Source organism: Aeromonas sp. QDB62 (genome assembly GCF_027705695.1).
GTDB classification, from domain to species: Bacteria; Pseudomonadota; Gammaproteobacteria; order Enterobacterales; family Aeromonadaceae; genus Aeromonas; species Aeromonas allosaccharophila.
The window spans coordinates 1-17,262 of record NZ_JAPDCD010000020.1; the positions used below are offsets into that span (position 1 = coordinate 1).

A 17,262-nucleotide genomic window follows, 5' to 3' on the forward strand; every position below is an offset into this window, starting at 1 on the left:
CGCTGACGGGTCATAACACCTCCAATAGTTGCCTCATTTTAAGGCTGTGAGGTGTCTAGGGAACTGGGGGCGATTCAGCCCCCATCCGCGGTGGTTTATGTCCAAGCAAGATGTCTTCATCTATTTGCACGGGCTGCCACTCTGGAATATATGAACGAGCTCGATACAAGATGGTAAATCCATGGGTATCCAAATCACCCTGTTGATGCAAGACCAAAACCGATAGGCATATAGCCAAGACTCTTCGATACGAATCCACCAAACCGAAATAACTATTTAAGCTTGATTCCTGTTAAAAAATAACATTATTTTACGAATGGCGATTGATGTTAACTTGATTATTACAGGGGTTGTTGTTATAGCTAAACTCTGAGTTTAAAACAAACAGATGGGGGTATTATGAGAGATAACATCATGCTTATGTTGCAAGGAGTGGATGGAGAACATGATCTCTTCCAGTATGCAACAGCGTTGGCAAAAACATTAAATGGGAAATTGACTTTAGTCCATGTCATTTTCAATCAAAAAGAAAATGCTCGCGTTCTTAACGTGGATATACGCAGTTCAATCAGTGACCGAGAACGAGCGATAAGGCAAAAGATAAATGAATGGAGATTAAGCACAGATATAATGCCCGAGATAGAAACGCTATTGACCGATAATATCAGCAATGACCTTCAAACTCTGTTAGAACAACGCAAAATAAATTTATTGGTTATTGGCCACCATCAACACTTGTTCGACTATTCACTAACGCCCCTGCTTATAAAAAAACTGTGTATCCCTGTACTTATCTATCCGTTAGATAAATATATATAGATTCGATATTCATCGCCAGATAGGCAAGATGGACTTTCTTTGAATGCGAGATACAATGTGCTTGGAGATGGCATTCCTCCATATGCATAAGCAAACAAACCGCCGCTGTGGCTAATGATGCCTACGTTTCAGTCCAGGTCAGGACTGCGTAGCTTTATGCACCACTGTCCTGGAGTCTCAGCACTAAAGGACGAAATGATATGCTTAATTCGATTCTGGCCATCAGTTGTGGTGCCTCACTCGGCGCCATATCAAGGTGGTTATTGGGAACAGCGCTCAATGCACTCTTTCCCACTATTCCCCCGGGCACTCTCATCGCAAACTTGCTGGGAGGCTATCTGATTGGAATCGCTATCGCGTTCTTTTCGGCAAATCCGGCCCTCTCCCCTGAATGGCGCCTGCTGGTGATCACCGGCTTTCTCGGTGGATTAACCACCTTCTCCACATTTTCTGCCGAAGTGAGTTCATTACTGCAAGCAGGACGATTCGTTTGGGCTGGCGCAGCCATTGGTGTTCATGTAGTCGGTTCACTGGTGATGACAATTGCAGGAATGTGGTCGATGTCTATATTGCAGCGTCTATGACTGGAGGATTTATGAAAGGTTATCAATTAACATTTTACACTCGACAAGATCGTTCAATACAGGGTCAACCATTAACACAATGGTTGGTTGAACAAGCGAAAAACCTCGGTATCCAAGGTGCGACATTATTAGCGGCCAATGAAGGGTTGGGACATGATCGCCGGTTACACTCTGCTCATTTTTTCGAACTGTCTGACCAACCATTGGAAGTAACACTCGCAGTAACGGAGAGCGAAGTTAACCTTATGTTTGATGCACTTAAAAATAATAATACCAGCGTATTCTATACATTAATACCGATAGAATTTGGCATGTCTGGCGAACGAGACTCTGATAATTAGATGCAACCAAATTATTCTACATAAGTTTAATATGCCGCCACTCATCAATATCTGATCAGTGGCGGCATCAATCAACCATCATGTTTTATGCTTTCATTGCCTGTTCCAGCGCAACGGCAACCGCGACAGAGGCGCCCACCATGGGATTATTTCCCATACCGATCAACCCCATCATCTCCACATGGGCAGGAACCGAGGATGAACCGGCAAACTGGGCGTCCGAGTGCATACGTCCCATCGTGTCGGTCATGCCATAAGAAGCTGGCCCCGCCCCCATATTGTCCGGGTGAAGTGTCCGGCCGGTGCCGCCACCTGATGCCACCGAGAAGAATTTCTTGCCCTCAAGCAGACGCTCTTTTTTGTAGACACCCATCACCGGATGTTGGAAGCGCGTGGGGTTGGTGGAGTTGCCCGTGATGGCGACATCGACTTGCTCATGGTGCATGATAGCCACACCTTCACGCACATCATCCGCGCCATAACAGCGAACCGCAGCTCTCTCCCCTGCCGAATAGGCCTTCTCACGAACAATCTTGAGCTTGCCGGTGGAGTAATCAAACTCGGTCTGAACGTAGGTGAAACCATTGACCCGCGAAATAATCTGGGCCGCATCTTTTCCCAAGCCATTCAGAATGACGCGTAGCGGATTTGTCCGGGCATTATTTGCTGAACGAGCCAGACCGATCGCCCCTTCTGCCGCGGCAAATGATTCATGGCCCGCACAAAAGGCGAAACAGTCGGTGTCTTCACGCAGCAGCATTGACGCCAGGTTGCCGTGCCCAATCCCCACCTGGCGATCGTCGGCGACAGAGCCCGGGATACAGAAAGCCTGCAAACCTTCGCCCAGGGTCTGTGCGATGTCAGCTGCCGATACCTGACCTTTTTTCAGTGCCGCGGCGGCGCCAATCAGATAGGCCCAGCCAGCATTTTCAAACGAAATGGGTTGGATGGATTTGACGATTGCCCTGACATCGACGCCTTGCTTCAGACAAATCTGTTCGGCTGCCTCCAGCGAGGCGATATCATAACTGGCAAGGAATGGGGTGATCTGTGCAATACGTCTCTCGTATCCTTCAAAGAGTGCCATGGTCTTGTCCTTATTCTTTGCGCGGGTTGATAGTTTTAACTGCCTCGGCAAACCGGCCATAAGTGCCCGTTGCCTTCCGTAGTGCATCCTCAGCCCCCATGCCTTTCGATATGTGATCCATCATCACGCCAAGCTGAACAAACTTGTACCCGATGATTTCATTGTCGTTATCAAGCGCCAATTCAGTGACATATCCCTCCGCCATCTCCAGATAGCGAGCGCCTTTCAGATTTGTGCCATACATGGTACTGGTCACACTGCGCAGCCCTTTGCCGAGATCTTCCAGACCCGCACCAATAGGGAGCCCCCCTTCAGAGAATGCAGTCTGGCTGCGGCCATAGATGATTTGTAAAAACAGCTCCCGCATCGAGACGTTGATGGCATCACAAACCAGGTCTGTGTTCATGGCTTCCAGAATGGTCTTGCCAGGAAGAATTTCGGCGGCCATCGCTGCGGAGTGCGTCATCCCGGTGCAGCCAATTGTTTCAATGAGCGCCTCTTCGATAATGCCGTTTTTGACATTTAACGTGAGCTTGCATGCCCCCTGCTGAGGGGCACACCAACCCACCCCATGAGTGAGGCCGGACACATCGGTCACCTCTTTGACCTTGATCCACTGCCCCTCCTGAGGGATCGGGGCAGGCCCATGATTAGGACCTTTGGCAACGACACACATCTGCTCAATTTCATGAGTTTGCATCATGATACGGATACTCCTTCATCTCGGTGAGTTATCCAAAAACCATAGGCCCATACCAATGATGATGATGTGGGTATGATCAAAGAAATACGCAAAAACCTTAATGTATGTGTGAGTACCTGCATTCGATGGGGATCAATGAAAAGCGCACCGCCCCTAGCGTCCCCCGTGCTTGTGAAAACGCATAGCAAGGAGCAGCCAAGAGACATCATCCAAAGACACCGAGATGGTGTTTATAACTACATGATTAAAAACAATTTATTTATAAAAATGGGAGGCCATGCTGCCTCCCTGAACACCTGTTCCTTACCGATTTAAAACCAGCTTTGCACTGCGTCTCTGGCCGGGATCCCACCTGCATGTACCACCTTGTCATCGATGACGACAGCTGGCGTAGACATCACCTTGTACTTCATGATCTCGGACAAGGACTCGACTTTCTCAAGCTGGATCTCGACCCCCAGCTCATCCACCACCTGCTGGATCAGTTGAACGGTGTTCTTGCAGTTGGCGCAGCCCATGCCCAGCACTTTTACCTGTTTCATCTCACACTCCTCATCAAGAAATTAACGGCGATACGAAGTTAAATACCCACCCAACCAGCGTGAAGGAGACCAGCAGCACCAGCAGCAAGGTCCCCAGCAATGGCCACTTCATCACTTGTTTGAGCAAAATAAACTCGGGAAAACTGGCCGCCACCGTGCTCATGCAAAATGCCAGTGTCGTACCAATGGGCAAACCATTGACGATCAGGCTCTCCATGACCGGGATCACCCCGGTCGCATTGGAATAGAGGGGAATGCCGATCAGCACGGCAGCCGGAACTGACCACCATTGACCGGCACCAAGGTGTGAGGCAATCCAGCCATCAGGCACAAAGCCATGAAGTGCGGCGCCGAGTCCCACACCGACAATGACCCAGAGCCACACCCGTTTGAAGATGGTGAGGGTTTCCTCTTTGGCAAAGGCATGGCGCTTGGCCAGTGAGAGGCTCGGGGCATCGGCATGCGGCTGGACGATATCACCTTGCTGATGCTGCCCTTGCTTGAGGGCCTCGGCGGCAAAATCGGCCAGCCAGCGCTCGGCCTTGATCTTGTCCAGAAACGCCCCACCCAGCATGCCAACCGCCATGCCGACCACCACGTAAATCAGGGTGAACTTCCAGCCCAGCAGACTGACCAGCAACAAGACGGCCACTTCGTTGATAAGCGGTGAGGTAATGAGAAAGGCCATGGTGATCCCGAGCGGAATACCGGCTGAGGTAAAGCCGAGGAACACCGGGATACTCGAACAGGAGCAGAAGGGGGTGATGGCTCCAAAGCCGGAGCCCAGGAGATAGCCCAACCCTCTATGCTTGCCCGCCAGATAGTCCCTCACCCGTTCAACATTCAGGGAGGCCCGCAGCATGGCCACGATGTAGATCATCACCAGCAACAGGGCAAAGATCTTGCTCACATCCTCCACGAAGAAATGCAGCGCATCCCCCAGCTTGGTTTGTGGGCTCAGGCCCAACTGCTGATAGACCAGCCAGCTGGCAAGATCGGTGAAAATCTGAAACATAATGGCTCCATCAACATCGGTGTTATCCAGAAGACGTTGCATGTCAGCAAAGGATGCGCATATTTTCCGTTTTTTTTACCAGTGCCGCGTTCTCTCGGTTTTCACCCAGCTATTCGCGCCATCAATCACTGAATACCAGCGAGTCCAGGACTCCTTGCCCGCTATGAACGCCCCCTTCTGTCGATCCGGCCAATTTGCTACGAATGAGATATCCCGCAAAGCTTTGCGCCGCGCTGGCAGGATGGCCATCGCTCTGAACGGTGAACATCCCCAGCTCACTGATCAAATCCGTCACCCAATGCAGCTCTCCTCTGCGTACTATCCAGGCGGGCATGGCTCTGGGAACAGGATGTAAGCGGCGCATCAGTGACCAGGCCTGATATTGGAGTGGGTCAAGCATTGCCAATTTTGTCGGGATGTCCGCCCCAAACAGACAATGCCCACCCCCTTCCCCTTGGTTTTTAAGTACCCAGCTGTCGGAGGGGGCCGCTTTGATAAAGCATGCGCTATCAGGGGTCACAGGATGCATCTCACCCAACACGCCTCTTACGGTATCAGCCTCTTGCGAGGTCAGGCCAAATGCAGCGAATCCCTCTTCTCCCAAACGCGACAGCAGCATTTGTACTCGCTTGCTGGTCGCCAATTGCTGAGCGACCGTGGCATTGACGGCGACTCTGTGTCGCTCAATCAACACACGGGTCGCCATCAGTGCCTGACAGCATCTCTGCTCGTTGAGATCGGCTGCCTCATAATACGAATATTGGTATCCGGCCCGCAGATAGACGGTATCGAGGGGGCCGACACCATCGAGGATCAACCTGTTGTTGGCGCCCGTGCTCAGTCGATTATGAAGTTCACGAAAGGTTCTGCGCTGGGTCTCAATCCCTTTGCGCTGGAGTGCCAGCTCAAGCAGGTGTTGATCAAACACATTGTTTTCATGCTCCTGCACTATCATCAAAAACCTTGCCGGGCCAGGGTCGCCAAACTCGCGCTTAATCTTGAAAGTGGCCTCGGCAATACCAGCTGACAACCCTTCAATGGCCTCATTGCCGACAAGTTCACCCATCGCCTCGGGTGACAACTGCCCATATTCAGCAGGCCATTGCCGTTGCAGATAGTGGTGCAGTTCATGTATTCGCTGACCAAATGGCCCCATGCCCGCGGCGATACCATTGAACTCGACCAGCTTGTGGCCATCGCGCTGGTCGTCCATAAAGTCGCTGCGCATGATAAGCAGTGACAGCCGGGGTGCCTTGGTGGCTGATGAGTGGATCTGTTGATGCATGCCAAGCAGCGCTGAGAAGAAGGGGTCGCCTGCCGTGATGGGGTGAATGGCATCGTATAAAAAACCATGATCCTCAGAGACGGCATAGATCAGTTTGCTCAAGGTCTGAGCCGCACTTTTCAAATGCTGGTAGCCCGCTCTGCTGATCGGGGTAGGTGTCAGGGTAAACGGGGTATGCACGGCAGAATAGAGCGACTCTTTAAAAGCGACACCATGGGTTAATGCCCACTCGACTGCATCATCCCTGATTTTCTGAATGCCAAGAGAACTCATCATTCACTCCTGAATATTGACTCACGAACCGCAACATCGGGTTGCCCGGTACTCATCTCCCCCAGAGACGCCAACATGGCAAACCAGTTCAGCCATATCGGGCAGGCCCCAATGGCATGACGGTCCAGGCAGCCAACCAGGAAACCCTGGATGAATACCTGGCCGAAGCCAAGAAAAAATAAAGAAAAGGCCAAGGAGAACACCTTGGCCTTTTTGCTGAATAGCGTTCATGGCTTACTTCACCGCCGGGGTGAAGCAGCAGACCCGCCCCGAGCTATCCAACCTGACCTGACAGTCAAGAGAGAGCTGCTGACGCAAGCGCTCCCTGGCTCGCAACAGACGAGACTTGACGGCGGCAAGGGTCAAACCGTATCGGGCGGCATAATCCGCCTGCTTCATGCCATCCAAATCACAGTGTCTGAGAATATCCCGATCAGCCTGAGCAAGCTTCTCCAGCACTCTGGGTAAACAGCCCGCCAAAGAGTCGACCGCATCAAGCTCCCCCTGCTGCATGGCCAACTCGTCAGAGAGTGGCAGCAACGGGCGTTGCCTGCGGCTTTTATCAATCACCAGATGTCTGGCGACGTCAAACAGCCAAGCCCTGGCATTCTCGATGGCGCAGAACTTGCCCTGCTGGCGGATTGCCCGCATGAAGGTCTCTTGCAACAGGTCATCGGCATCCATCGGGCTGCCAGATTGCTTGAGTAGCCACCCATAGAGCTCATGTTCATGCTGCTGCCATGCCGTCATCAGGCAAGGTGGTGCCCCGGTTGGCTCGGTCACTTGATGCGTTTTCCCTGTGCATCTACCACCTGCTCTCCATCCTCCTTGGTGAAGGCCCCTTGCTGAGGGTTCGGCAGGATATCGAGCACCACTTCTGATGGACGGCACAGCTTGGTGCCAAGCGGCGTCACCACGATGGGGCGGTTGATCAGAATGGGATGCGCCAGCATGGCGTCAATCAACTCGTCATCGCTGAATCGCTCGTCGGCCAGCCCTAACGCTTCAAAAGGCGGCACGTTCTTGCGCAGCAAGTCGCGCACCGGCATGCCCATGGCGGCAATCAATGCAACCAGGGTCTCACGGTTCGGCGGTGTCTCCAGATAGTGGATAACGGTCGGCTCAACGCCTGAGTTACGGATAAGCTCCAGCGTATTGCGGGAGGTGCCACAGGCCGGGTTGTGGTAAATGGTGATCTGGGTGTTATTCATGATTAAGCCTCTGCGTTGAGATAGTTGCGTTTCATTCTAAGTGCCACATTGACCAGAGCGATCAAGACCGGCACCTCCACCAGCGGGCCGATCACACCGGCGAACGCCTGATCCGAGTTCAACCCGAACACGGCGATGGAGACCGCAATGGCCAGCTCGAAGTTGTTACCGGTGGCAGTAAAGGCGATGGAAGCGTTCTTGTCGTAGGGAATACCCAGCTTCTTGCCAACCAGGAAGCTGGTGAAAAACATCAGCACGAAATAGACAACCAGAGGCACAGCAACCCGCAGTACATCCATCGGCAACTCGACGATCATCTCGCCCTTGAGGCTGAACATCAGCACGATAGTGGCCAGCAAGGCGATCAGCGTGATGGGAGAAATAGCCGGAATAAAACGCTCGGTGTACCACTTCTCCCCTTTCGCCTTGACCAGATAGTGACGGCTCAGGAAGCCTGCCAGGAAGGGAATGCCAAGATAGATCAGCACGCTTTCGGCGATATCCAGCATGGTGATATCCACTGCGAAGCCCTGCAAACCAAACAGCGGCGGCAGTACGGTAATAAACAACCAGGCCATGAAGCTGTAAGTCAGGATCTGAAAACCGCTGTTGAGCGCCACCAGGCCCGCACCGTACTCCTTGCTGCCACCGCCGAGATCGTTCCACACCAGCACCATGGCGATGCAGCGTGCCAGACCGATCAGGATCAGGCCCACCATGTAGTCCGGGTAGTCATGCAGGAATGTCAGGGCGATGACAAACATCAGGATGGGGCCGACCAACCAGTTCATCACCAGTGAGAGGGTGATGGCCTGACGGTCGCGGGTCATGGCGCCCATGATGCCGTAGTTCACCTTGGCCAGCGGCGGATACATCATCAGGATGAGGCCGATGGCGAGCGGCACATTGGTGGTACCGACCGACATCGCCTCGTTCCACTGGGCCACCTGAGGGAACAGATAACCAATCCCGACCCCTATGGCCATGGCGACAAAGATCCAGAGGGTCAGATTGCGGTCGAGAAAACTCATTTTTTTGCTGACGGGCAGATCGCAGCAGGCGTTGGTACTCATCAAGAGACTCCATGAGAGTTGGATGAAACAAAGGACTCAACCCGGGCAAATGCCCCTGTTGGTTGCGCCTTGGCAGTAAACTCGCGCGGTTGCATGTCACCCCGCCCTGTGGACAGGGTGACACAACGCTTGCAGCGCTTTCACGCCCACCGGTTCGACAGCTTGCAAGGGCACCACGGCATAACGCTTGGCATGCTCCCCCTTGACCGCGTCGATATGGGGCTGCTGGCGATACGCTCGCTGGGCCAGCAGTGGTGAGGTGACACTGGCTGGGGCCAGCATGTGATTGACCACCCAGGCCCATGGCTCGATACCGGCGCGGCGCAGGTCAGCTTGCAAGTTGGCCACCTCCTGTACCGGAGTGGGTTCGGGCAGGGTGACGATCATCACCTTGGTCTGTTTCGGGTCTTGCAGCTGCATCATGGGGGTCGTGAAGTGCATCCCCTTGCCCCCCATCTGACGGGCGATCTCCCGGTGATAGGCACCGGTCGCATCGAGCAGCAAGAGAGTGTGACCGGTGGGTGCGGTATCCATCACCACGAAGCGCTTGCCCGCCTCACGAATGATCCGCGAGAAGGCCTGAAACACGGCAATCTCTTCGGTACAGGGGGAACGCAAATCTTCTTCCAGCAGAGCGCGACCCTGGGCATCCAGACTCGCCCCCTTGGTGGCCAGCACCTGAGCACGGTAACGCTCGGTCTCGGCGTGGGGATCGATACGGCTGACCTCCAGGCTAGGCAAGGCGCCAGCCAGGGTCTCTCCCAGATGGGCTGCGGGATCCGAGGTGGTCAGATGAACCGGCAGCCCCCGACTGGCGAGCTCCACCGCGACTGCTGCTGCCAGGGTCGTTTTACCCACACCGCCCTTGCCCATCAGCATGATGAGCCCGTGGCCATCGCTGGCCAATTCATCGATAAGTTGCTTCAAACCAGGATGTGGTTCAGTGGTTGCGATCTCAACCTCACAAGTCCCGGTAACCGGTGCTGCACCCAGTAACTGGCGCAGGCTCTCCACCCCCACCAGGTTGGTCGCCAACAGCGGCACTCTGTCTTGTGGCAAACTGGCCAGCAGCGCTGGCATATCAGACATCGCCTGCTGCTCACGTTGCCATACGGCTGTCGCCAGGGGGTCATCCGCCAGCTCGCTTTGCGGGAAGATGCCATTGATGACCAGTTGCTGATTGGCAAGGCCGATGGCCGCCAGTTCGTCATGGGTACGCGCCACTTCCCGCAAGGTTGAGGCTTGCGCCCGGGCCACCAGAATAAGTCGGGTTTTCCCCGCATCTGACAGGGCAGCCACGGCCTCTGCGTATTGGCTATGCTGTTTTTCCAGTCCCGCCAACGGCCCCAGACAGGAAGCATCGCCCTTGCCTTGCTCCAGAAACTCGCTCCATGCCCCCGGCAGTTGCAAAAGACGGATGGTGTGACCGGTCGGTGCCGTATCGAACACGATGTAGTCGTATTCCCCCACCAGGCTGCTGTCGGTCAAGAGCGCGGTGAATTCATCAAAGGCGGCGATCTCTGTGGTGCAGGCACCGGAGAGCTGCTCTTCAATGCTGCGCACCACGCTCTCGGGCAGCTTGCCGCGCACCGGGCCAACGATACGTTCGCGATAGGCTTGTGCGGCGGCTTGCGGGTCAATCTCCAGTGCTGATAACCCACTGACTGCCGCGATGGCGGTAATGCTGTTACCTATCTGGGTGTCGAACACCTGACCTACGTTTGATGCCGGATCCGTGCTGACCAGCAGTACCCGTTTGCCACTGTCACACAAGGCAACCGCACTGGCACAGGCCAGCGAGGTTTTACCCACCCCACCTTTACCGGTGAAAAAGAGAAACGGTGGCGCATCATTGAGAAACGAGTAGTTCAGCAACGGGGACATGAGAGACTCCTATCAGGAAGAACGAGGCAATAAAGCAAACAGAGATCTTGCCAACCAGGCGATGACGCTTAGCAGCAACCACTGCTGCCGGAGCAGCATCCACTCTTGACGATCCCTTTGATGGCGCCCGCTTTGTTGGGCTCGGCTGCTGGCTGTTCAACGTCTTCGCCATCGACGTCAGCCGCTTTCGGTGACTCAAGTCCGGCATAACGCATCAATTCAGCGCGGCTGGGATAGCGACCGGTGAGTACCACCTGGCCATCAACCAGGGTCACCGGTAATCCTTCTTCACCGGACAGTTCCAGGAAGGAAGCCACTGCCGGGGTCTCGGCGAATACCAGAGGTTGCTGAGCCAGATTGAAGCGATATAGAGATCCCCCCTGCTGCTTGAGCCACTCGGCATCGCCAGCGAAGATCACCAGGTTTTGGTCAACTTCTGTGCCACATACGCCGCTGGAGCAGCACAGGGCCGGGTCAAAAACTTGTATCAGTCTCATGGTCTACTCCTTATTGCAGCATGGCTGCGCAGGCAATACATGGGGTGAGCAGCCAGACTCAGCCCTCATCACCCCGCAGGCTTCCGGATGACCGGCGCAGCACTCCTCGGTGAGGTAACCGATCAAGTCGAGCATCAGGGGAATATTGGCGCGGTAACGCAAGAAACGGCCCTCTTGCTCCACCGAGACAAGGCCTGCATGCAGCATGGCTTTCAGATGGAATGAAAGAGTGTTCGGGGCGATATCCAGTTCACTGGCAAGCTGGCCAGCGACCATCCCCTCCAGCCCTGCCTTGACCAGCAGACGCCATACATCGAGGCGGATACCGGATGCGAGAGACTCGAAGACTTTAGTGGCTGTATCTTTATTCATTTGAACCTCTTCATTCACTTCGTGATTACAACTATACAAGAATAGTTGAAATGATCAACCCACCCAAACCTTGCTATTGGTGTATTTAGGTACAGTTGCTGTTTACACAACACTCTTCACGGAAAAACGCGATGATCTCTTCCAGCACTTCGTATTGAGAGACGCACAGCAGGGTACGGCTCTCCCGGTTCTGCTTGACCAGACCAACCGAGACCAGCGCGGCAATGTGGTGGCTCAGGGTCGATGCGGGAATGGCGAGCTGCTTTTGCAACTCTCCGACAGGCAGGCCCTGCTCCCCCGCCTTGACCAAATGTTTGAAAATGAACAACCGAGTCGGATGACCCAGCTCTTTCAGTGCCTTGGCAACTTCTTCCAACTCCATAGCTCACTCTCCTTGATGGAACATATTTCGATAATACCAGAAATATCTTGACCACCCCAATGATTCGACTATTTTAGAAATATGGTAAATCAAAGAGGGTATGAAAATGAATGACTGGTTAACCATGCTGACAGATGCATCTCAGATGTTTTTGTTCCTGGCCTTCGAGCTCTCTGTGCTGTTTCTGGTGATCAGTGCAGGGGTCAGCTTGATCCGCCAGAAGATCCCCGATACTAAAATCCAGGCCATGCTGGGAGCACGAAAAGGAAGGGGCTACTTAATCTCTGCGGCACTGGGGGCATTGACGCCCTTTTGCAGTTGCTCAACCATTCCGATGCTGCGCGGACTGTTGTCTGCCAAAGCCGGTTTTGGGCCAACCCTGACCTTCCTGTTTGTCTCGCCGCTGCTCAACCCGATCATCGTCGGCCTGATGTGGGCCACCTTTGGCTGGAAAGTGACGGCACTGTATGCCGTGATTGCAGCCGGCGTTTCGGTGCTGGCGAGTATGCTGCTGGACATGCTGGGGTTTGAGCGTCATGTGATTGACCCCAAAGAGGCGTAGCTGTGGCACCGGTTGTGGCACCCCAACAAGTGAACCTGCCAGTGTGAGTGCAACCGCCTGCTGTGCAAGCAATGCTATCAAGTCCGTCAAACCGCTAAAGGCTCAGACATCCTGCTGTACTGCGCAGCCCGATGAGACCGCCCCCACTCTCTCTTGTTGCGCAGATGGCACTGCGGCACTGACCCAGGCCCCTGTCATTTCCACGGCCTTCGCCAAAGCGCGTATCGATGCCTGGCAACAATTCAGAGAAGTACTGCCTTATTTGTTGCTGGGGGTGCTGATAGGGTCATTTATCTACGGTTTTATCCCCGCCGAATGGATAGCGGCCCACGCCGGGGCAGACAACCCGCTGGCGATCCCGTTCAGCGCCACCGTGGGTATTCCGCTCTATATCCGGGCAGAAGCCGTTATCCCTCTGGCATCGGTATTGTTGGGCAAAGGGATGGGCATGGGGGCCGTGATGGCACTGATTATCGGTAGTGCAGGAGCCAGCCTGACCGAGGTGATCCTGCTCAAGTCGATGTTCAGAACCCCGATGATAGCGGCGTTCCTGACCGTCATACTGGGGATGGCCGTCATGATGGGCTACCTGACCCAACTGCTGTTTGCATAAATGACAAAGGGCCTTCTGAAACAGAAGGCCCTTTTGTGTGTAACTGGTTGCACCATGACCATCATGGGCGACGGGGCCGCAGCCAGCTTTATTTATTCACATACGACGAGTTTGTTCCGAATACGGAGAGATGTCTTGATGTCTTTGCGGCGGCCACAGGGGAACACGGTCACCTTGCGGTAGTACCAGATACCTTGCGGAGAGAGCCAGAGATTTACTATGAAGATTCCTGATCCATCCACACAAAGTGGATTACCAAGAGGTCTGAAAGGGGGTATTAGCTGTAACTTATTGAATTGCAGAAACAAGTGGTGGCCCTACCAGCCACATCCCGGCACTCGAGTCCCCCGCCTTGGCTGCTACCTTCCGGTCCTGACCAGGTCGACGGGTTATCAATGCGAGAGGACCAATAGGACCACCGGCGAGGAGAATAGGCAAACTGGGCGTTCAATGCAACGGCTTTCTACCCTCCAACAGATCGTTTGCCTTATTTTTCAACAATCTGCCGAATGAATCAGCTAAACAGCATAAATTTCGCCCCCACCAGCAGCATCAGCAGGGCAAATGCCTGCTTGAGGCGTTTTGGTGACAGGCGGTGTGCCAGCTTGGCGCCAATGCGGGCGAACTGGGTACTGGTCAGCACAATGCCCAGCAGGGCGGGCAGATAGATGTAGCCAACACTCCACTCGGGCAGATCGGCATGATCCCAACCCGCATAGAGGTAGCTCAGGCTGCCCGCCAACGCGATGGGCATGCTGCAGGCCGCAGAGGCCGCCACCGCATTGCGCATCGGTACCGAGTTCCAGCTCAGGTAAGGGACGGTGAGCGAGCCACCGCCAATGCCAAACAACGCGGACATCCAGCCGATAAGGGTACCGGCGATGCCTGTGCCGAGCGGCCCTGGCATATGACGCTCCGCCTTGGGTTTGAGGTTGAGCCCCATCTGCAACGCCATGCTCCAGGCGAAACAGCCGATGATGATATTGAGGGTGCTGGTACTGAGCAGATTGGCAGTCATGCCGCCAAGCCAACCGCCGATCAGCATGCCGGCGCCGAGTCGGCGGATCATCACCCAGTCGACGGCGCCCGCCTCCTGATGGGCTCGCAGCGAGCTGAAACCGGTGAAGATCATGGTGGGCAGCGAGGTGCCGAGGGCCAGATGGGTGATGATGTCCGGGTCGACGCCCTGGGCGTGAAAGGTCATGACCAGCACGGGCACAATGATGAGACCGCCGCCGATCCCGAACAGTCCCGCCAGCATCCCGGCGAATGCCCCCAGCAGGAGGTAACCCATATACAGCATAAAAATTCCTGTCTTAAACGGAAAATGGCCAAACTGGCCAGATAACAGATCAATATCAGCATGAAAAAAAAGAGATGGCGCGAGGGCCATCTCTTCATTGTGCCGGTTAGTGCAGTGGAATGGTACCGTCCATCACCTTGTAGAAGGCCAGTACGGCACAGCCGAGCAGGGCCGCCGTCATTCCCTGCTCCAGCCGGTTAAGGCCGCGCAGACCGTGATGCTGACGCGCCTTCCAGTAGATGAAGATGCCCGGGCTATAGAGCAGCGCCACCAGCAGCAGGTACTCGGCACCGGCAGCATAGACCAGCCAACAGCCGTAGACGGTTGCCAGCAGGGCCAATAGCAGATCACGCTTGCGCTGATGGGGTTGACCCTCATAGGTCTCCCCTTTCAGTGCCAGCTTCAGGCCATAAGCGCCCGAGAAGACGTAAGGCACCAGCGCCGCCGAGGTGGCGATGTTGACCAGCGCCAGATAGGTGCTGTTCTGGAAGTAGATGATGATGAGGAAAGTCTGCACCAGACAGGTGGAGCACCACAGCGACACCTGTGGCGAGCCGTTCTTGTTCTCCTTGGCAAACCAGCCCGGGAACACGCCGGTCTTGCCTGCGATGTAAGGCACTTCCGCTGCCAGCACGGTCCAGCTCAGCAAGGCGCCCATCACCGACACTACCAGACCGATGTTGATAAGCCAGGCCCCCCAGGGGCCGACCACGGCTTCGAGGATCATGGCGGTTGAGGGGTTCTTGAGCGCCGCCAGTTGTGGCTGACTCATGACCCCCAGCGAGAACAGGGTCACCATCACATAGAGCGTCAGGGCGCCGAGCAGCGCCAGCACGGTAGCGCGGCCCACATCCTTGCGATGACGAGCACGGGCGGAGACCACCACGGCCCCTTCAATCCCGATAAAGACCCAGAGGGTCACCTTCATGGTGGACTTGACCTGATCCATCACGGAGCCCAGCTCCATGTTGTTCTGGCCCCAGATATCCAGGGTGAAGGTATCCATGTTGAAGGCCAGCAGGATCGCGACGCAGAAGACGATAAGCGGCACCATCTTGGCGATGGTGGTGACGATGTTCACCAGTGCAGCGACCTGCACCCCGCGCAGCACCAGCGCATGCACCGACCAGATCAGAATAGACGCGAGAGTGATGGCGACCGGGGTATTGCCATCGCCGAAGATGACATTGTCCGGCGTATCGAAGAAGTAGCTCAGGGCGCTGAACACCACGATGGCGTAGGAGACGTTGGCCAGCAGTTGGCAGAGCCAGTAACCCCAGGCGGCGTTGAAACCAATGAAATCGCCGAAACCGGCTTTGGCATAGCTGAAGATACCACCATCGAGATCAGGGCGGCGCATGGAGAGGTTCTGGTAAACCAGTGCGAGACAGATCATGCCAAGGCCGGTGATGGCCCAACCCAGGGCGACCGCCCCGGCACTGGCATGCGCTGCAATGTTTTGTGGCAGACTGAAGACCCCGGCGCCGACCATAGAGCCGATCACCAGCGAAATGAGGGCGCCCAGCCCTAGTTTCTTGTCCATCTCAATCCTGTTTATTTAGGCGGCGGCAGAGCGTCCGTATTCATACTGCGCGCAATATGGGAGGGGCTAGAAATCCTGACCCCGTGAAAAAGGCGGCAACTATATTGCATGACTATTCCGACCGCAATCCCTCGTCCCGTCAATCATGCACCGCCTTGACCGCGCGCAATTTTACAGCACTGACCCATATGGCCTGTGAGCTGGCTCAAATTAACCAAGACCCGTTGATATTTCTCATTTTTCTGCCAACGTGACCTGACTCGCATGGTCCCCATGCATCCCCATTCAGCCCCTTACTGTATAAATAATCTGCATAAAAAAGCCCCGGTGAAAACACCGGGGCCCATGGTGTAAATCTCTATAAACGCAAACCGCCATCCAGTTCTATCATCCGTCCCGACAGATAGTCGTTGGCAAAAATAAAGCTCACCGTCTCGGCCAGCTGTTGCGCCTCGCCAAGGGTGCCGACCGGAATGGCCTGCTGCATCCGCGCCATCGCCTCCGGCTTCATCACCGCCGTCATGTCGGTGGCAAACACCCCGGGGGCGATCCCCATCACCCGAATACCGTGGCGCGCCAGCTCCCGCGCCCAGGTCACCACCAGCGAGGCAACCCCCGCCTTGCTGGCGGCATAGTTGCTCTGGCCGATATTGCCGGCGCGGGCGATGGAGGAGATGTTGATGATAACGCCCCCCTGCCCCCCTTGCGCCATCAGCGCCGCCCCTTCGCGACCGCAGAGGAAGGTTCCGGTGAGGTTGACGTCAATCACGCTCTGCCACTGGGCCAGCGTCATCTTCTCCACCAACTCACCCTCTTTCACCTTGATCAGCATGCCGTCGCGCAGAATGCCAGCGCAGTTGATGAGGCCGTGCAGCACGCCAAAGCGCCCCTTGATGGCGGCAAAAACCGACTCAACCTCGACTTCGCTCGCCACATTGCAGACAAACAGCTCGCACTGGCTATCTTGATCGCACTGATCATTCTGACTGCGCACCATGGCGGCGGTCGCCTCCAGATCGGCTCGATTGATGTCGAGCAGCGCCAGCGTCGCCCCCTGTGCGCCCAGGGCAAGAGCGATGGCGCGCCCCAACCCTCGTCCGGCGCCGGTAATGGCGATAACCCGTTGTTTGATATCCATCAATGCTCCTTGTAGCAGGTCGAGGGGAGATGCTT

21 protein-coding genes, 1 other RNA gene and 1 riboswitch are annotated in these 17,262 nt (G+C 55.2%); of the genes, 5 read left to right on the forward strand and 17 right to left on the reverse strand.

What is annotated here, in order from left to right; all coding sequences use genetic code 11:
• Positions 1-55: 55 nt before the first annotated feature.
• A complete protein-coding gene (locus OKC27_RS22910; protein WP_418133796.1) occupies positions 56-259 on the reverse strand; it encodes a Wadjet anti-phage system protein JetD domain-containing protein in 204 nt (67 codons plus the stop codon).
• A 140-nt stretch (positions 260-399) separates the two neighbouring features.
• On the opposite strand from OKC27_RS22910, the gene OKC27_RS11425 reads away from it, so the two are divergent.
• From OKC27_RS11425 to OKC27_RS11435, 3 genes are all read left to right on the forward strand, one after another.
• A complete protein-coding gene (locus OKC27_RS11425; RefSeq protein ID WP_182939568.1) occupies positions 400-819 on the forward strand; it encodes a universal stress protein in 420 nt (139 codons plus the stop codon).
• Positions 820-873: 54 nt separating this feature from the next.
• A riboswitch (Fluoride riboswitch) is annotated at positions 874-950 on the forward strand.
• 69 nt (positions 951-1,019) lie between these two features.
• Positions 1,020-1,403, forward strand: a complete 384-nt coding sequence (crcB, locus tag OKC27_RS11430) for a fluoride efflux transporter CrcB (RefSeq protein WP_182939567.1) — start codon at positions 1,020-1,022, stop codon at positions 1,401-1,403.
• Positions 1,404-1,414: 11 nt separating this feature from the next.
• Complete coding sequence (locus OKC27_RS11435) at positions 1,415-1,744, forward strand: DUF190 domain-containing protein (RefSeq protein WP_182939566.1); 330 nt, start codon at positions 1,415-1,417, stop codon at positions 1,742-1,744.
• A gap of 85 nt (positions 1,745-1,829) precedes the next feature.
• Here the strand turns inward: OKC27_RS11435 and OKC27_RS11440 are convergent, their stop codons facing one another.
• From OKC27_RS11440 to OKC27_RS11495, 12 genes are all read right to left on the reverse strand, one after another.
• Positions 1,830-2,831, reverse strand: a complete 1,002-nt coding sequence (locus OKC27_RS11440) for a GGGtGRT protein (protein ID WP_058051859.1) — start codon at positions 2,829-2,831, stop codon at positions 1,830-1,832.
• Positions 2,832-2,841: 10 nt separating this feature from the next.
• A complete protein-coding gene (locus tag OKC27_RS11445) occupies positions 2,842-3,534 on the reverse strand; it encodes an iron-sulfur cluster assembly scaffold protein (protein ID WP_182939565.1) in 693 nt (230 codons plus the stop codon).
• Positions 3,535-3,845: 311 nt separating this feature from the next.
• Positions 3,846-4,076, reverse strand: a complete 231-nt coding sequence (locus OKC27_RS11450) for a thioredoxin family protein (RefSeq protein ID WP_182939564.1) — start codon at positions 4,074-4,076, stop codon at positions 3,846-3,848.
• 13 nt (positions 4,077-4,089) lie between these two features.
• The gene (locus OKC27_RS11455) at positions 4,090-5,091 is read right to left on the reverse strand and encodes a permease (RefSeq protein ID WP_182939563.1); all 1,002 of its coding nucleotides are present in this window, start codon (positions 5,089-5,091) and stop codon (positions 4,090-4,092) included.
• A 121-nt stretch (positions 5,092-5,212) separates the two neighbouring features.
• Positions 5,213-6,649, reverse strand: coding sequence for a glutathione synthase (locus OKC27_RS11460; protein ID WP_182939737.1), 1,437 nt, complete (start codon positions 6,647-6,649; stop codon positions 5,213-5,215).
• A gap of 234 nt (positions 6,650-6,883) precedes the next feature.
• Positions 6,884-7,432: a sigma-70 family RNA polymerase sigma factor gene (locus OKC27_RS11465; protein ID WP_232093640.1), complete on the reverse strand. Its 549-nt coding sequence runs from the start codon at positions 7,430-7,432 to the stop codon at positions 6,884-6,886.
• Complete coding sequence (arsC, locus tag OKC27_RS11470) at positions 7,429-7,860, reverse strand: glutaredoxin-dependent arsenate reductase (protein WP_182939562.1); 432 nt, start codon at positions 7,858-7,860, stop codon at positions 7,429-7,431. Before arsC ends, OKC27_RS11465 begins: the two co-directional genes overlap by 4 nt.
• A 2-nt stretch (positions 7,861-7,862) precedes the next feature.
• A complete protein-coding gene (gene arsB, locus OKC27_RS11475; protein WP_182939561.1) occupies positions 7,863-8,933 on the reverse strand; it encodes an ACR3 family arsenite efflux transporter in 1,071 nt (356 codons plus the stop codon).
• A 96-nt stretch (positions 8,934-9,029) separates the two neighbouring features.
• The gene (gene arsA, locus OKC27_RS11480) at positions 9,030-10,817 is read right to left on the reverse strand and encodes an arsenical pump-driving ATPase (protein WP_182939560.1); all 1,788 of its coding nucleotides are present in this window, start codon (positions 10,815-10,817) and stop codon (positions 9,030-9,032) included.
• Positions 10,818-10,885: 68 nt separating this feature from the next.
• A complete protein-coding gene (gene arsD, locus OKC27_RS11485) occupies positions 10,886-11,314 on the reverse strand; it encodes an arsenite efflux transporter metallochaperone ArsD (RefSeq protein WP_182939559.1) in 429 nt (142 codons plus the stop codon).
• Between the two features lie 3 nt (positions 11,315-11,317).
• Positions 11,318-11,686, reverse strand: coding sequence for an ArsR/SmtB family transcription factor (locus OKC27_RS11490; RefSeq protein ID WP_042062690.1), 369 nt, complete (start codon positions 11,684-11,686; stop codon positions 11,318-11,320).
• Positions 11,687-11,771: 85 nt separating this feature from the next.
• A complete protein-coding gene (locus OKC27_RS11495) occupies positions 11,772-12,068 on the reverse strand; it encodes an ArsR/SmtB family transcription factor (RefSeq protein ID WP_042657746.1) in 297 nt (98 codons plus the stop codon).
• Positions 12,069-12,174: 106 nt separating this feature from the next.
• Between OKC27_RS11495 and OKC27_RS11500 the strand changes: the two genes are divergently transcribed.
• Both OKC27_RS11500 and OKC27_RS11505 read left to right on the forward strand, forming a co-directional pair.
• Positions 12,175-12,630, forward strand: a complete 456-nt coding sequence (locus OKC27_RS11500) for a permease (protein ID WP_270692912.1) — start codon at positions 12,175-12,177, stop codon at positions 12,628-12,630.
• 43 nt (positions 12,631-12,673) lie between these two features.
• Complete coding sequence (locus tag OKC27_RS11505) at positions 12,674-13,243, forward strand: permease (RefSeq protein ID WP_232093638.1); 570 nt, start codon at positions 12,674-12,676, stop codon at positions 13,241-13,243.
• 315 nt (positions 13,244-13,558) lie between these two features.
• Here OKC27_RS11505 and ffs read toward each other — a convergent pair.
• The 4 genes from ffs to OKC27_RS11525 form a co-directional block, all read right to left on the reverse strand.
• Positions 13,559-13,655, reverse strand: an RNA gene (gene ffs / locus OKC27_RS11510) — signal recognition particle sRNA small type.
• A 102-nt stretch (positions 13,656-13,757) separates the two neighbouring features.
• Positions 13,758-14,546, reverse strand: coding sequence for a sulfite exporter TauE/SafE family protein (locus OKC27_RS11515; RefSeq protein ID WP_182939558.1), 789 nt, complete (start codon positions 14,544-14,546; stop codon positions 13,758-13,760).
• A 106-nt stretch (positions 14,547-14,652) separates the two neighbouring features.
• Positions 14,653-16,089, reverse strand: coding sequence for an arginine-ornithine antiporter (arcD, locus tag OKC27_RS11520; protein ID WP_058051835.1), 1,437 nt, complete (start codon positions 16,087-16,089; stop codon positions 14,653-14,655).
• Between the two features lie 358 nt (positions 16,090-16,447).
• Positions 16,448-17,227, reverse strand: a complete 780-nt coding sequence (locus tag OKC27_RS11525; protein WP_182939557.1) for an SDR family oxidoreductase — start codon at positions 17,225-17,227, stop codon at positions 16,448-16,450.
• Between the last annotated feature and the right edge of the window lie 35 nt (positions 17,228-17,262).

Excerpts from the sequence above, each read along its gene's own strand:
- arcD (WP_058051835.1), bottom strand. The coding sequence starts at position 16,089 with ATGGACAAGAAACTAGGGCTGGGCGCCCTCATTTCGCTGGTGATCGGC.
- OKC27_RS11455 (WP_182939563.1), bottom strand. The coding sequence starts at position 5,091 with ATGTTTCAGATTTTCACCGATCTTGCCAGCTGGCTGGTCTATCAGCAG.
- OKC27_RS11425 (WP_182939568.1), top strand. The coding sequence starts at position 400 with ATGAGAGATAACATCATGCTTATGTTGCAAGGAGTGGATGGAGAACAT.
- OKC27_RS11450 (WP_182939564.1), bottom strand. The coding sequence starts at position 4,076 with ATGAAACAGGTAAAAGTGCTGGGCATGGGCTGCGCCAACTGCAAGAAC.
- arsB (WP_182939561.1), bottom strand. The coding sequence starts at position 8,933 with ATGAGTACCAACGCCTGCTGCGATCTGCCCGTCAGCAAAAAAATGAGT.
- arsC (WP_182939562.1), bottom strand. The coding sequence starts at position 7,860 with ATGAATAACACCCAGATCACCATTTACCACAACCCGGCCTGTGGCACC.
- arsD (WP_182939559.1), bottom strand. The coding sequence starts at position 11,314 with ATGAGACTGATACAAGTTTTTGACCCGGCCCTGTGCTGCTCCAGCGGC.
- OKC27_RS11435 (WP_182939566.1), top strand. The coding sequence starts at position 1,415 with ATGAAAGGTTATCAATTAACATTTTACACTCGACAAGATCGTTCAATA.
- OKC27_RS11500 (WP_270692912.1), top strand. The coding sequence starts at position 12,175 with ATGAATGACTGGTTAACCATGCTGACAGATGCATCTCAGATGTTTTTG.
- crcB (WP_182939567.1), top strand. The coding sequence starts at position 1,020 with ATGCTTAATTCGATTCTGGCCATCAGTTGTGGTGCCTCACTCGGCGCC.
- OKC27_RS11490 (WP_042062690.1), bottom strand. The coding sequence starts at position 11,686 with ATGAATAAAGATACAGCCACTAAAGTCTTCGAGTCTCTCGCATCCGGT.
- OKC27_RS11515 (WP_182939558.1), bottom strand. The coding sequence starts at position 14,546 with ATGCTGTATATGGGTTACCTCCTGCTGGGGGCATTCGCCGGGATGCTG.
- OKC27_RS11460 (WP_182939737.1), bottom strand. The coding sequence starts at position 6,649 with ATGAGTTCTCTTGGCATTCAGAAAATCAGGGATGATGCAGTCGAGTGG.
- OKC27_RS11440 (WP_058051859.1), bottom strand. The coding sequence starts at position 2,831 with ATGGCACTCTTTGAAGGATACGAGAGACGTATTGCACAGATCACCCCA.
- OKC27_RS11495 (WP_042657746.1), bottom strand. The coding sequence starts at position 12,068 with ATGGAGTTGGAAGAAGTTGCCAAGGCACTGAAAGAGCTGGGTCATCCG.
- OKC27_RS11445 (WP_182939565.1), bottom strand. The coding sequence starts at position 3,534 with ATGATGCAAACTCATGAAATTGAGCAGATGTGTGTCGTTGCCAAAGGT.
- OKC27_RS11525 (WP_182939557.1), bottom strand. The coding sequence starts at position 17,227 with ATGGATATCAAACAACGGGTTATCGCCATTACCGGCGCCGGACGAGGG.
- arsA (WP_182939560.1), bottom strand. The coding sequence starts at position 10,817 with ATGTCCCCGTTGCTGAACTACTCGTTTCTCAATGATGCGCCACCGTTT.